We start from the raw sequence: 12,811 nt of genomic DNA, 5'->3' as shown, positions 1-12,811 counted from the left end.
GGTGATGGGTGTAGTTGTTGCCATGGGTTCCGAGTATTGGTGGCCCCCCTACCACCCCCCCCCCCCCCCCCCCCACGCCAGAGCATCCTGGTCATCGGTGCTCCTTCAGGGACAGGTGGCACCCGGCCCGGCCCCGGGGAGGGCGGGCCGGGTGCCGCGGGTCAGTGGCCGTGCTGGTTCCGGCAGGCCTTGCAGCCGTAGCCGGTCTCGATGCCCAGGTCGACGGGCTGCACGTCGGCGGCCGGGTCCGTGGTCCCGCAGCCGCGGCACCAGGTGGTGTCAGCGTTGCGCAGGGCCTCCGCGCGGTCCCGGCGGAAGGCGTCAACCACGCGGTAGGCGCAGGCCTCGTGGATGCGCTCCACGGAGACCTCGTCGCCGAGGGCCAGCACGTTGTAGGGGGCGTCCGCCTCGCCGCAGTCGATGCAGGTGGTGGTGGGGTTGGCGGTCGCGTTCATCGTGGGCTCCTTCGGTGGGGGCGGGGTTCCAGTACCGCCTCACAGGAACGACACTACCCCCGTCCGGAGAAACACGCAAGTGTCTATCGCGTGTTTCTCCGGACGGGGGTAGTGAGGAGGGTCACATGTCGGCCGGGTAGTGGCCGGGCCCGGCGCACAGGTCTGCGGACAGGCCGTGCTCGCAGGTGGGGTGCAGGTACTCGTAGAGGGCGGGGAACTCGGCCGGGTCGAACACCTGGTCCTCCAGCTGGAGGAACGCGTGGGTGGCCTGACGGTCGGTCAGCCACGCCACCGCCTGGGCATCGTCGACGAAGGTCACCAGGTAGCTGCGGCGCTGCTCGCAGATGTGGATCTCCAGCACCGCCTCACCGGTGGTGTAGACCGGCGCCGGGGGCACGTACGGGGCGGGGACGGGGCGGGGCTGGACCGGCACGCCGTTGGTGATGACCTCGTGGCTGTAGCCGTGGCCGGTCGGGGCCCAGCCGCCGCCGGTGAACCGCATCTCGCGGCCGTCGATCGACACGCCGGTCAGCTGGTAGCCGAGGTACCGGCCGTCGCCGGCGAGCACGCGGGCCGCGAAGTCGCGGGCACCCTCGATGCTGTCGGCGTTGGCGTAGTGGTTGCCGCCGTTGACCGGGGCGCCGTAGATGCCCAGGGGCTGCATCTCGAAGCTCATGCGCACGTCGCCGATGAGGACCGCCGTCATCGTTGCTCCTTCGGGGTGGGGGCGGGGTTCCAGTACCGCCTCGCACCACCTACGCTAGCCCCTCGCGCTTAAAGGTGCAAGTCAGCCTTGTGTGTTTGCTTGAGCATGAGTGGGGGTGTGGCGCGCGACCCGCAGCGCCGCCCACCACAGACCGGTGGCCGCACTCCACCCGGCCAGCACGAGCCACTCCGAGACCGGGTCCACGCCGAGCGTGGACGCGTCCCGCAGCCACGCCAGGGTCGGCAGCAGCGTCGCCAGGAACACCACGGCGGAGCCGACCTCGAGGGCGTTCGCCGCCCGCACAGCCCGGCGCCGAGCCTCCCGGGCGGCACGCCGGCGGGCCCGCGAGATCAGCAGCCCGACGCTGCGCTGGCCCAGCTCGTCCTCCAGCCTCCGCCGAAAGCGGTGGCCGGTCGTGTCCTCGACCTCGCCGACGATCGCGGCCACCTTGCCCTGCTCGATCCTGACGGTGTCGACCTCACCGATCGTGCTGGCCGCGGCGGCCGGGCGCCGCGGCCATGGTGCTGTACGGATGGTGCCTGCGGTCATGCTGCTTGCCTCCCGTTTGCTCCCGAACGATCAACCTATGCCGATCGTCTACCGTTTGCGTCTCGGCCGCGCGTGCTGTTGCTCCCGGCAGGTCGGGCAGAGCGCCCCTCCGCCGTCCGGCCCGATCTTGACCTCCGTGCCGCACCCGCCGTGGCAACGCGTGTAGCGGCCCAGGATCTCGACGTTCTCCGCGCCGAACACGTCCACGAACGCGGCGATCGCGAGCAACTCGGCCCGGTCGACGCCCATCGCCTTCGCGGCCGCCTCGACGTCCGGGGCCAGGTCCGGCGCGGGCACGGCGGCCGGGGCCGGCGGCGGCACGGTGGCGGCCCCGTGCGCGCCGCTGCACCGGTGGCGGGTGAGCCGGGTGGCGCCGCGGGGCGGTTCCTCCCCGGGGTCCTTGATCCGGGCGAGCAGCCGCCCGTGCCGCCTGTCGATGACGACGTCGCCGTGCGGATCGCTGCCGACCTCGACCACGACCACGCCGCCGATGGCCTCCGCGTGCTGGACCCGGGTCCTGCACGCCCGGCACGGCAACGGCTTGGACACCACGGGCATCCGGTCACCGCCTCGCGGACGCCGGCACCCTGCGCTGCACCCTGCGGCGGCGCACGGGCGCGGCCGGGGCCGCCGGGGGCTCGCAGTGGTGGAGGCGGACCGCGCTGCGGACCAGCTGGCGTTCCTCCTCGGTCAGGGACGGCACCGGCTGTGCGTAGACGGCGCCGGTCCGGCCGACCACCTGCAGCACGTGCTGCTCCGCGTGCGTGAAGTCGACGTCGGCGGCGGCGATGGGCTCGGTGTCGAACGCTGCGCTCCCGCCGTCCTTGTCGCCGGCGTGACGCTGGACGCGCAACAGCGCCACGCGGGCGCCGCACTTCTTCGGGCAGGGGCGGGGGCCCGGGTGCGGGTCGCCGGTGCTCATGCTGCGGCCTCCTGCTGGTCGGGCGGGAGGCGGAGCTCGTCATAGGCGCCGGCGAGGTAGGCGCGGAACACCAGGTCCAGCAGGTGGCCGTTGAGGGCGTCGCGCAGGACCTGGCGCACGCGGGCGGCCAGTACGAGGTAGCGGGTGGGGGTCTCCCGGGACAGCTCGGCCAGGTGGTCCAGGTCCTCATCGAACGCGGGACCCAGCTTGTCCCGGCTGCGCAGGAGCATGGCGGCCGCGGCCTGGACCCGGCTCTGGAGGCGCTGCTGCTCGGCCATGTGCGCCGCGGCGCGGCGCAGGACCTGGCGCCAGTTCGCGTGCCTGCGGGGGAACCGGTAGAACGCGGCCTCGGCGCGCAGGGCAGCCTGCAGGGCGGCCTGCTTGCCGGAGTGGCCGACCTCGGCGGCGACGTCGTCCCAGGACAGGCCGGCGCCGCGTGGGGGCTCCTCGCGCAGCAGCTGGTAGAGGCCGTGCTCCTGGCCGTCGATCTCGGCCGCCAGCCACTGCCGGATGATCATGGCGTCGACGGCGTCGGCGATGAGGACCTCCGGGGGCACGCGGCGCCGGTGGATCACGTGGTCGACGAGAAGCCGCAGGTCATCGGTGATCCGGCCGATGTCGGGGTCGCGGTGGTCGGCGCGGCGCTGGCAGATCCGATCGGCGGCGGCGTACGCCTGGACGCGGCTGGGGACCGGCGGTCGCGGGGACGGCTCCAGGTGGTTGTAAACCTCAGGGTTTACCGTGCGAACGGTCATGCGACGTCACGCCCTTCGATGTGTGGAGCGCACGGACAGGGATCGCCGGTCGGCAGTGCGGTCTCCGGGTGCAGCACGATCCGGTGGTTCGGGTGCAGACACCTGCCGCACCAGCGGCCGGTGTCGTGCTCGTCGGCGATGCGGAGCGAGCCGTGGTGGTGTGTCCCGTCGTTGTGCGCGCGCCGCGGAGCGGCGGAGTCGCGCGCACTACGACGACGGGTCTTCTTAGAAGGGGACTGATAGTGCGGGCCTCCTGTGGAAATGCCCTGGGAGGGGTCACCTGCCGTACCCTTTGGGGGGTTAGGTGTCGTTCCTTCAGAGGGGTCACCTTCACCCCGGTTATCCACAGTTTCCGTTGAGTTATCCCCATCCGCATCCACAATTTCGGCGGGGTTATCCACAACCGGGATGGCCTGGGAGTACAGGACCCCGAGGGCCTCGACCTTGCCCTCCAGGCCGGGCTTCAGGACCGGGACGATCTGCGTCGTCCTGCCCGTCTTCTGCCCGCCCGAGGTCACGACCATGCCGTGCTCGAGCAACGGCGCCATCAGCTTCGTCATCGAGTCCGTCCGCACCCCGAGCAGCTGAGCCAGCTCGGCACGGGAGAGCGAGCACACCCCTGTGACCGGGTGGACCTTGTGCAGCAGCACGACGAACAGGCGCCACGACTGGTGCGGGATGAGGGGCGCGTCGAGACCGATCGTCCACTCCGGGACGTCGACCCACGGCACGCCCTTGATGACGGACCGGGCCGCGGTCAGCTTCTTGCCCCGGTGCCGGGAGGTCGCCCACGCCGGCGAGTCCGGGGTCAGGTCGTCCTGGCCCTGGTGCTCGTGGGTGAGCGCGGCGAGGGCCTTGGAGATCCCGGACACAGACACGCCGAGCCGGTCGGCGATCCACTGGCGGGACGCGTGAACGTCCTGGCCGGGTCCGCTGAGGATGTCGAGCAGCGCCCAGGCGGCGACCGCGAGCGCTGAGTGGTGGCTGGAGTAGAGCAGGGGAACCGGCAGACGCACACGGCGTCCGTCGATTGTGCGGCCGGACACTGTCCGGTTTGTCATAGCGGGTACCCATTTCCACCCGCTTTGGTGCTACGGATCGTGGCAGAATCCAGCGTCCAGCGCTCGCGCTGCCCAGGCGAAAACGCTAGACTGACGGATGTATTGCTGCCCCGCAGGAACACCAAGAGCAGGTTTAGTCGTCGTCTGAAGGCAAAATCACTGCGCAAGTGGTCAATCGCGAGCTGGGTCCCAACCAGGCTCGCGAGGCGTATCACCTCTTCTTGGTCAACTGCTTCTTTCGGCCCCCGGCCCCCAAGCCGGGGGCCGAAGCGTTTTGTCGATCATTTTCGCTGCCGTTCGTGATGGTAAACCCTTCAATCCGTGCCCGCTACGTTGCCCGGAGTGCAACTCGCCGGTAACACGGCAGGATCCCAGGTCAAGCCGCCACGCCATTGGATCCCGCAGACGGGCGTGTCTTGACCCCGCTGCGTAGCTGCGACAGCGACTCCTCGTACAGGCGACGGAACTCGTCCGGGTACAGCTTCGCCAGCGTCCGGTACGCCTGCCCACGCGCCTTGTCCGCCTCCCGCGACGTCACGCTGGCCCCGTTCGCCGCCCGCCGCTCCGCCGCCTTGAGCCGGTTCGCCTCCCGGCACGCTTCACACCGCTCGCTCTGCTGCTTGGTGTGCATCGTGTAGCCGGCGTACGAGCCGCACACGTTGCCCCACCCACAGCGCCACAGCCGGTACCAGGAGCCCTCGAACCACAGCGTGGTCACCCCGGCCGGGTCGACCTGGGTGCAGCCGGGCGCGCCGCGGGGCAGCTCGTCCAGCGCCTCCAGCACGTCCTGGCGCAGCTGCACCCGGGCGCTGTTGCCGGCACGGCGCAGCCACAGCCCGCGGCCGAGGTCCAGCCGCGACAGCCGGACGGCCGCCTGCTCGTCCGGCAGCCACAGCTGGTAGCGGGCGCTCACGGGGCCGCCGCCGCGGTGGTGGCGTCGGTCACTGTGCGCCCGCCGTGCGGACCTCGGCGGCCATCTGCTCCAGGGTCTTCACAGCACCATCACTTCCTCACCGATCAGTTCGATCCTCAGCGCACCACGGGTGCGCATCATGGGCGGTTTCGTGCCGGGCGCGACGCCCCGCTCGAAGTCCAGCTTCATCTGTGCCATGTCCACGCGTTCCTGGCCACCGGTCCACCACAGCCGATAGGGCCCGTACCGGCCCGGGAGGGTGCGGCCCAGCTCGGCCTTCGCGATATCGATCTCGATGTCCAGCTCGCGGGCGGCCTCCTGCAGCTGCAGAAGGTGCTCGATCTTGGCGATCGCCTCGGGGTCGTCCCGGGCGATGTGCGCCTTCGCGCGGGACATCTTGACCCCGGGGATCGCGTCCTGGCCCCAGCAGCGGCGCAGGAACGGGCACCGGTCGCACACGAACGAGAAGCCGGGCCCGTTCTCCTCGCGGGGGGCCTCGTCGGGGTCGTCCGCGTACAGCAGCAGGTCCTCCGCGCGGTCGAACACCTGCTGGACGTGCGCGTTCGTGAACTTCTCCACGATCACCGTGCTCTCACCGGACGCGCGGTCCATGTAGAGCCAGACGACATAGCGGATCTCGATGCCGAGCTGCATCAGCGCCACGCCGTACGACATGACCTGGAGCCGGTTCGCGCCCTTCGGGCCGCCCTGGCGCCGGACCGACGTCAGCATGTACTGGCCGGTAGTCTTCAGGTCCACGGCGGCCCCGGGGACGTGCAGGTCGACGTACCCGGACAGCAGGATGCCCATCGCGTTCAGCCGGACGGGGACCTCCACCTGGGCGCCGTCGAACTGCTCGGCCAGCCGGGGCAGGAACCAGCGGTGGGTCCCAGTGCCGAGGTGCGCGGCGCGGGCCTCGTCGACGACCAGCGCGGGGTCGAACTGCCGGTCAGGGTCGACCTCGGCCACGCTGTAGGCGGCGAACCTCGTGCACCCGCCCCAGTTCGACATGCTGATCCGGGTCGCGTCCCGGCCTTCCTTGCCCGCCGCGGTCTCCGCCAGGAACGCCTTGGGCACCGCCTGGGCGATGGTCTCGCCGGCGGCCAGCGCACTGTCGGCGTACAGCGGCGGCAGCAGCGGCTTCGTGTGGTCGCCGACCACGCGCGCCAGCTCGTTGGCGCCGAACACGTCGAGCACGGCACCCCGGATCACTTCGCACCCCGCTTCCCCGGCCGCCGCGGCTCCCGGGCGATGAACCGGACACAGCCGGGATCGTCGGGGCCGTTCGTCCCCGGTGGGCGGTGCCCGCCGAGGGTCGATACCTGGATCGCGGTGCATCCGCAAGGCCACACCCCGCGTCCGGCGAAGTCGTTCTCCACCTTGACCGGCTGACCTGCGGGTTCCGGAGATTCCGGGGATTCCGGAGCGTCCGGACCGGAATCCGGACCAGATTCCGGGCCGGGCTGTCCGACAGTGTCCGACGGTGTCTGAGGGTGTCCGACAGTGTCCGATGCGGCCTGCTCGGCGGCCTGGGTCTCGCGGTGGCGGGCAATCTCGCCGGCGTCGAACAGGACCTCCTCCACGTTCTGGTGCGCGCCGTGCTCGTCGGTCCCGGCGTACGCGAACTGGATCCCGCGCGCGGGTGCCTCGACCGCCAGCATCTGGCGGATCTCCTGGAAGCTCTTGCCGTCCAGCCCGGCCAGGAACGCCGTGACCTCCTCGCTGACCTGGGGGTTGTCGTCGAAGACGACGGACTCGATGCCGTCATCAAGGGCGACCGGGAGGTCCAGGGACTCCGGGGACGGCAGCCCGTTGACGAGGTGAGCGGCGAACCGGCGGGTGGCCCGGTCCAGGCACGACTTCCACAGCATGTCCGAGGGCACCCGCTGCCACACGTCGCTGGCGTTGCCGGTCAGCAGGTAGTTGCGGCGGGCCTCCAGGATGTGGAACACCGTCTGCGGCGTCAGCGACCCGTCCGGGCGCTGCAGCCGCATCACGCACTTGCGGCCGTTGTTCGGCGGCGACAGCAGCGCGACCCGCCAGCCGGCGCGCAGCAGCAGCGCGTTCTTCAGGACGACCTTGAGCCCGACCTCACCGTACGTACGTTCGTTTTGCGAGAAGTACAGGTGCTGGAGGCACACCGCGACGGGCAGGTCCAGGGCGGCGGCGTGGCTGATGACGGTGTAGATGTCACCGGGGCTGCCGCGGTAGATGCGGGGGATCGTGGTCCGCGCGAGCGCGAGCCGCTCGGCGTGCTTCCACCAGGCGTCACCGTCGTGGAGCCAGGTCTCGAACCGGCCACGGAGGACGTCACCGAGCTTGACCGGGGACAGGGCGATCCGGGCCATCTCCTGGACCCGTTCGGACCATGCCTTGCGGGGGTCACCGGCGGCGGCCGGGTCGGGGTCGGCCTCACCGTCCAGCTCGCCGGCGTGGTTGTCGTCGTGCTCGGTTTCGTCGTCGTGCGTGTCCTGGGTCGACGGGGGGTGGACAGATGCGCTATCGTCGGACCCCTCAAGGGAGTCTGTTGGCGCGGTGGCTGAGGTCATGGTGCTGCTGGTGCTCCTTCGGGAAGGTGGCCGCTACCCCTGGTCTGCTCGCGCTGGTTCCAGACTTCGCGCGACAGTCCATCAAGGGGGTAGCGGCCCGGGTGTTTTCCGGGCCGTTACACGTCGAAGGGGCGCAGCTTACGCGCGTGCTCCTCGCGGTCACGGGCCTTGCGCAGCGTCCGGTACACGTAGTTGGCGGTGACCTGCTCCGCGCCCGGGCGGGCGTTGTACTTCTCCAGCACGGTGGCCCGCGCCTGCGCGTCCGCCTCGCCGGCCTTCCGCGCCTTGACGTACAGGTCCACGATGACCTGCATGTTCTCCCGCAGGCGGCGGGTTGCCTCGGTCTCCACGGTGTTCTTCCCGCCCGGGGCGCGCCCGGGGCCGGGGACCCGCTGCGGCGTCAGGTCCGGCTTGAGCCGCGGGTGCCGCTCGGGGTACCGCAGGCCGTACGCGTACAGCTCACCCTCCGTCCACCCGAACGTCGGCATGCCGCCGACCTCCTCGGGCCCGCACGGGGTGGTGGCCGGGGGCGTCATCGTGGTGCCGTCGAACGCCTTCGGGTCGGCGCCGGTGCGCAGCCACTCACGGGTGTTGCCCATGAGCTGGTAAAAGCGGTTCTCGGAGATCCCGAGGATCTTGGCGCCCTCGGGCACCCGGACCGGCCGGGACGAGCTCAGCAGCTTCTCTCGCCGGCGGCGTTCAGCCGCTGACACCTTTTCTGCCACTTCGGGCTCCAGTTCCATCGTCGCGGTTTGCATGATCGTCCTTCTGGGAATGGGTGTCCGGGCGGAATGCCCCGCCCGCACACCATGTTACGTGTTACCAGGGAAACACTCAAGTCGGTATCGCGTGTTATAGGTCGCAGTTATCGCGACACGGCCCGTGATCGACAACGAAAGGACCGGCGGCCTGATGGCCGCCGGTCCACTCCCTCGAGGTGCGCTCCGCGCACCCTCACTCAGGGGTCGGCACCCCCCGCTGCACCAGCTGGCACAGCTTGCCGATCTCCGCCTGGAGGACCTCCAGCGGGCCGGTGATGACCAGCCCGTCCTCCGACCCCAGGGTGACCGCCCAGTCGCGGCGCGGGTTGTAGCTCTCCACCGGCGCCCGCCCGTCACACCCGCGCTCGGCCACGCGCTCCCAGAACTCCGCGTCCGGCCCGTGGAGCTCCGGCGTCAGCGTGCCCGGGTACTGGCCCAGCATCACCCACTCAGCCACGGGCCCCACGGGTGCTCACCTCCCGCATGGCCGCCTTGACGTCGTCCACCGCGCGCTGCGCGACGTCGAGCAGCTCGGGCAGCGTGCCGTGCACGATCATCCCCGTGGTGGACTCGTCGCCGATGACCAGCCCCCACCGGGTTTTGCCGCCCTCGACGTCGTCCATGATCTCGTCCATGATCGGCGCGTCGGGAGCCGCGACGACGACCAGCAACTGCGGGCCAGCTGCGGCGTCGTTGAAGTCGGCCATGATCAAACCTCCTGGGAGTGCGGCCGCGGCGCGGCCTCGATGTCGCCGGCGCCGACGTACGCCAGCCCGATCTTGTGCTGCACGGTGTAGGCGAGCGCGCGGGCGTCGCCGGACCGCTGCCGGTCGTCGGTTACGACCGTGACCACGCCGGGCACCTTCGTGGCCATCCACGCCACGATCACGTGGTCCCCGACCCCGTGCGCCGGGGGCGGGAACTCCTGGATCCGGCGCACCACGTGGACCTTCACGGCGCGGCCTCCTGTGTGGACTTGACGGCGGCCTCGTCCCACGTCAGCGGCTCGTAGCTGACCGGCGCCGACAGGTCCACCTTGGTCATCACCGGGCCGCCGAGCGGGGTCCCGCCGAACATCAGCCGGGCCACGATCCTCATCAGGCCCCCGCGGTTCAGCCCGAGCGGCCGGGCGCGCAGGTACGCGGCCACGTTCCCGTGGTGGACGGAGTCCAGGATCTGCACCTCCCGCTGCACCAGCACCAGTGCCCCCGCGCACTCCCGTGGCGTGGTCCCGGCCGGGGCGGGCCGGTACCCGGCCGCCTGGGCGCGTTCGGAGACCTCGTTGTCCGGGTCGGTGGCGTGGCAGGACATCGGGTTCCCGGCGCGCAGCCCGGCCCACAGCCGGCGGAGGTTCGCCTTGGTGTACCAGCCGTCGGGGTGCCGCTTGCTGTGGTTCTCGGTGCGCCAGGGGCACGCCCTGCACGGGCTCTCGACGGCGGCCAGCGCCTGCCGCCTGTTGTTGCTCCTCACGTGCTGCTCCTCTATCGAGAGAAGGGCCGGGCAGCCCGTGAGCTGCCCGGCCCGGTGTGCTAGCTGGTGACGCTGGCCCGGCCCGCCAGGTAGCGGCTCCGGATGCAGATGTCGGCCAGGACGAAACGCTCGCTCTCGCGACCGTGCGTCTGGTCGTACACGCCCAGGTCGAACGCGTGAGAGAGCTGGTCGTAAGGCGTGGCCTCCGCCCAGTTCAGCTCAGGCGCCGGGGGGATCTTCTGCTCCAGCGTCTTGGTCATCAAGACCTCCTTCGGGTTGCGGGTGGGGCGGGGGTTCCAGGTCCCGCCCTCACTCACTACCCTAGGGCATACCAGGGAAACATGCAAGTCAGACAGGCATGTTTCCCTGGTGGGTTTACAGGGGGAGCGCCAGCTGGTCCCCGACCACCTCGACCGCCCGCGGTGCGCGCGGCGGCGGCGCCACCGGCGCGACGAACCGGCACGGCACCCACTCCGCGTGGTGCTGGCCCCGGCACGTGATCTCGCCGATCACCCGGCCGGGGACCGTGAGACGCCGGCGGGACTCCGCCTCGAACCGGTCGATCTGGTCCGACCGGATGGCCTCGTAGTGCGCGCCGGGGTCGTCCACGAAAAGCTGCTGGTCCGGGAACGCCCGCGACCAAGCGCGCAGGTAGAGACCGACCCCGGCGGTGTTGAACGGGGTGACCTTGCTGGCCTCCATGCACACCAGCACGATCTCCGCGTACGTCCCCGGGCGGGTGTCCTGCCCGGCGGCCACCCGCTCCAGCAGCTCCCGCGCGTACCCGCGGTACATGAACTCCGTCCGCATCGTCTCCGGGCGGCTGATCATCTTGAACGCGTGCCACAGCAGGTCCGCCTGTGCGGGGTGCCGGCGGCACGCCTGGATGATCTCGTCCTCGGCCCACTGGACCGGCTCCATCGCGTCGTCGACCGCGTCGGACGTCTCGGTGATCAGGGCGGACAGCTTGGTCAGGCCGTCCGCGTACTTCTTGGCGGTGGTGCTCATGGTGCTCCTTCGGGAAAGGTGCAGCCCGGGACGGGTTCCAGTCCGCCCCGGGCCGGGGTGTGGTTCAGGCGGGGTACAGCGCCAGGCACCAGTGGTTGATGGGCTCGGCCCCCACGCCGGCCGGGCGCTTGGCCGCGGCGATCGTGGCGGTCTTCGTGGCCTTCTCGTGGCTCGCACCGGCGGTGCGCAGCCCCTCGTAGATCTCTTCGTCCAGGCCGCCGACGAACGCGGTGTGCGTCCACTCGTACGGGCCTTCCTCCCAGCCGATCGTCCAGCCGGGCCCGTTGTGCCCGGGCTCGAACAGCTTGGGCTCGCACCCGGGCTCCAGGTACGGGCCGTACTGCCGCTTGAGGACGGCCAGGGCGGCCATCGCGAGGTCCTTGCTGAGGGCCTTCTGCTTCATGTTCATCTCCAGGGGTCAGTCGGTGCAGCAGCTGCAGCACACCGCGAGGTCGGCGGCGCACTGGGTGAAGGTGTCCACGGTGGCGATCTCGGTCCCGCAGTGCGTGTGCTCGCACGCGGCGGTCGTGCCGTACAGCACCTGGACCAGCGAACGCTCGTCGGGGCGCTCGTCGACGAGCACGGCGGGCCGGGTGTCGCTGGCGAGCAGCACCCGCAGGTTGATCGACAGGCGACCGCCCTTGCGGGGGAGGTAGGTGTGCGCCACGGTGGGGCCTCCTTCGGGTGGGTGGAGGCGGGGGTTCCATTCCCGCCTCGCAAGATCAGCCTAAGCCATGCGCGGGAAACACGCAAGTCAGCCTTGCATGTTTCCCGCGTCACGGGACCTAGATTGCCACCGTGCTGGCCGGCCACACCTGCCCGGTCCGCGCAAGCGCCCGGTCGAACGCACCCCGGGCCCCGTGCCGCCACGACCGGTCGTGCCGGGCGAGGCTCGCGAGCAGCACGTCCGGGTCCTCCCAGCCCTTCGGCTTGCTGCCGTGCAGGGCCTGCCGGGCGAAGGTGATCGCGTGCACCAGCTCCCGCGGCAGCCGGCTGCACCACTCCGTCGCGTGGATCGCGCCCTGCGACCACGCCTCGTCCTGGCTCCCCAGGTCGGTGCGCCACTCCAGGCAGTCCACCTGCGTGCACTCCCAGACCCAGCCCATGGGGGCGCTGTGCCAGACCTTGATCATCGGGGGCGCGCCGGCGGGCCGCCGGGCCTCGCGGACGAGCATCTGGTCGGGCGCGCTGTCCGGGTGCATCAGGCGTTCCCCCGGCCCGGCGCCCGCATGTGGATGGGGCGGCGGCGCGCGGCCGCGGAGAGCAGCCCGGAGCCCACCCGGCCGGGGGCGCGCCCGCAGTCCTGGCAGCGGTGCTCCCCGATCGCGAGGTACCCGCCGCACTCGTCCCGCAGGCACTCCGTGCGGGTCCAGCCGGGCACGAGCTCCGCGAGCTTCGCCGCGGCGGCCGGGCCGCCCAGCTCGACGTCGGCGAGCATCTGGCGGGCCAGACCCATCGCCTCGCGGGCCTGGTCGGCGCTGCCGTACTCCGGGTCGACCGCCCGCACGCCGTTGTGGGCGGTGAAGATCACGGCCCGGTCGTCGCTGCGGAGCCAGAACTGGGCCGTGATCAGGACGCGGCCGTTGCGGGACAGGCCGTGGATCTCGTCTTGCAGGCGCCAGGTGTGCATCGGCGCGCTCCTTCGGTTTCGGGTGGCGCCCG

At 71.3% G+C, this 12,811-nt stretch carries 21 protein-coding genes; all 21 read right to left on the bottom strand.

What is annotated here, in order from left to right; genetic code table 11:
- Window positions 1-161: 161 nt before the first annotated feature.
- The gene (locus tag ACZ6TV_RS46540; RefSeq protein WP_465306512.1) at window positions 162-455 is read right to left on the bottom strand and encodes a hypothetical protein; all 294 of its coding nucleotides are present in this window, start codon (window positions 453-455) and stop codon (window positions 162-164) included.
- A 121-nt stretch (window positions 456-576) separates the two neighbouring features.
- Window positions 577-1,161: a hypothetical protein gene (locus tag ACZ6TV_RS46535; RefSeq protein WP_465306510.1), complete on the bottom strand. Its 585-nt coding sequence runs from the start codon at window positions 1,159-1,161 to the stop codon at window positions 577-579.
- An 81-nt stretch (window positions 1,162-1,242) separates the two neighbouring features.
- Entirely contained in the window at window positions 1,243-1,710 is a 468-nt protein-coding gene (locus tag ACZ6TV_RS46530) for a hypothetical protein (protein WP_465306508.1), read from the bottom strand.
- A gap of 48 nt (window positions 1,711-1,758) precedes the next feature.
- Window positions 1,759-2,268: a hypothetical protein gene (locus tag ACZ6TV_RS46525; RefSeq protein ID WP_465306506.1), complete on the bottom strand. Its 510-nt coding sequence runs from the start codon at window positions 2,266-2,268 to the stop codon at window positions 1,759-1,761.
- Window positions 2,269-2,272: 4 nt separating this feature from the next.
- On the bottom strand, window positions 2,273-2,632 hold the full coding sequence (locus ACZ6TV_RS46520; RefSeq protein ID WP_465306504.1) for a hypothetical protein: 360 nt from the start codon (window positions 2,630-2,632) through the stop codon (window positions 2,273-2,275).
- Entirely contained in the window at window positions 2,629-3,387 is a 759-nt protein-coding gene (locus ACZ6TV_RS46515; protein ID WP_465306503.1) for a hypothetical protein, read from the bottom strand. The genes ACZ6TV_RS46520 and ACZ6TV_RS46515 overlap by 4 nt, the downstream gene beginning before the upstream one ends.
- Window positions 3,384-4,433 (bottom strand): hypothetical protein, encoded by a 1,050-nt coding sequence (locus ACZ6TV_RS46510; protein ID WP_465306501.1) that lies wholly within the window; start codon window positions 4,431-4,433, stop codon window positions 3,384-3,386. Before ACZ6TV_RS46510 ends, ACZ6TV_RS46515 begins: the two co-directional genes overlap by 4 nt.
- A gap of 391 nt (window positions 4,434-4,824) precedes the next feature.
- Window positions 4,825-5,361 carry a hypothetical protein gene (locus tag ACZ6TV_RS46505; RefSeq protein ID WP_465306499.1) on the bottom strand — a complete coding sequence of 179 codons (537 nt, stop codon included), beginning with the start codon at window positions 5,359-5,361 and terminating at the stop codon, window positions 4,825-4,827.
- A gap of 78 nt (window positions 5,362-5,439) precedes the next feature.
- Window positions 5,440-6,573: a PD-(D/E)XK nuclease family protein gene (locus ACZ6TV_RS46500; protein ID WP_465306497.1), complete on the bottom strand. Its 1,134-nt coding sequence runs from the start codon at window positions 6,571-6,573 to the stop codon at window positions 5,440-5,442.
- Window positions 6,570-7,910, bottom strand: a complete 1,341-nt coding sequence (locus ACZ6TV_RS46495) for a hypothetical protein (protein WP_465306495.1) — start codon at window positions 7,908-7,910, stop codon at window positions 6,570-6,572. The genes ACZ6TV_RS46500 and ACZ6TV_RS46495 overlap by 4 nt, the downstream gene beginning before the upstream one ends.
- 116 nt (window positions 7,911-8,026) lie before the next feature.
- The gene (locus ACZ6TV_RS46490) at window positions 8,027-8,623 is read right to left on the bottom strand and encodes a hypothetical protein (protein WP_465306493.1); all 597 of its coding nucleotides are present in this window, start codon (window positions 8,621-8,623) and stop codon (window positions 8,027-8,029) included.
- Window positions 8,624-8,864: 241 nt separating this feature from the next.
- Window positions 8,865-9,137, bottom strand: a complete 273-nt coding sequence (locus tag ACZ6TV_RS46485) for a hypothetical protein (RefSeq protein ID WP_465306491.1) — start codon at window positions 9,135-9,137, stop codon at window positions 8,865-8,867.
- Window positions 9,121-9,378, bottom strand: coding sequence for a hypothetical protein (locus ACZ6TV_RS46480; RefSeq protein WP_465306489.1), 258 nt, complete (start codon window positions 9,376-9,378; stop codon window positions 9,121-9,123). The genes ACZ6TV_RS46485 and ACZ6TV_RS46480 overlap by 17 nt, the downstream gene beginning before the upstream one ends.
- Before the next feature lie 2 nt (window positions 9,379-9,380).
- Window positions 9,381-9,626: a hypothetical protein gene (locus tag ACZ6TV_RS46475; RefSeq protein WP_465306487.1), complete on the bottom strand. Its 246-nt coding sequence runs from the start codon at window positions 9,624-9,626 to the stop codon at window positions 9,381-9,383.
- Window positions 9,623-10,141, bottom strand: coding sequence for a hypothetical protein (locus ACZ6TV_RS46470; RefSeq protein WP_465306485.1), 519 nt, complete (start codon window positions 10,139-10,141; stop codon window positions 9,623-9,625). Before ACZ6TV_RS46470 ends, ACZ6TV_RS46475 begins: the two co-directional genes overlap by 4 nt.
- Before the next feature lie 59 nt (window positions 10,142-10,200).
- Complete coding sequence (locus ACZ6TV_RS46465; RefSeq protein ID WP_465306483.1) at window positions 10,201-10,401, bottom strand: hypothetical protein; 201 nt, start codon at window positions 10,399-10,401, stop codon at window positions 10,201-10,203.
- 115 nt (window positions 10,402-10,516) lie between these two features.
- Entirely contained in the window at window positions 10,517-11,149 is a 633-nt protein-coding gene (locus tag ACZ6TV_RS46460) for a hypothetical protein (RefSeq protein ID WP_465306481.1), read from the bottom strand.
- A 64-nt stretch (window positions 11,150-11,213) separates the two neighbouring features.
- The gene (locus ACZ6TV_RS46455) at window positions 11,214-11,552 is read right to left on the bottom strand and encodes a hypothetical protein (protein WP_465306479.1); all 339 of its coding nucleotides are present in this window, start codon (window positions 11,550-11,552) and stop codon (window positions 11,214-11,216) included.
- A 15-nt stretch (window positions 11,553-11,567) separates the two neighbouring features.
- Window positions 11,568-11,816, bottom strand: coding sequence for a hypothetical protein (locus ACZ6TV_RS46450; RefSeq protein WP_465306477.1), 249 nt, complete (start codon window positions 11,814-11,816; stop codon window positions 11,568-11,570).
- Between the two features lie 118 nt (window positions 11,817-11,934).
- Window positions 11,935-12,351, bottom strand: coding sequence for a hypothetical protein (locus ACZ6TV_RS46445; RefSeq protein WP_465306475.1), 417 nt, complete (start codon window positions 12,349-12,351; stop codon window positions 11,935-11,937).
- Window positions 12,351-12,779, bottom strand: coding sequence for a hypothetical protein (locus tag ACZ6TV_RS46440; RefSeq protein ID WP_465306473.1), 429 nt, complete (start codon window positions 12,777-12,779; stop codon window positions 12,351-12,353). The genes ACZ6TV_RS46445 and ACZ6TV_RS46440 overlap by 1 nt, the downstream gene beginning before the upstream one ends.
- Window positions 12,780-12,811 lie beyond the last annotated feature (32 nt).

The sequence above is a fragment of the Dactylosporangium sp. NPDC051087 genome (assembly GCF_055586325.1).
The sequence above is the reverse complement of the archived record's forward strand: the minus strand, read 5'-3'. Positions and strand labels throughout refer to the sequence as shown.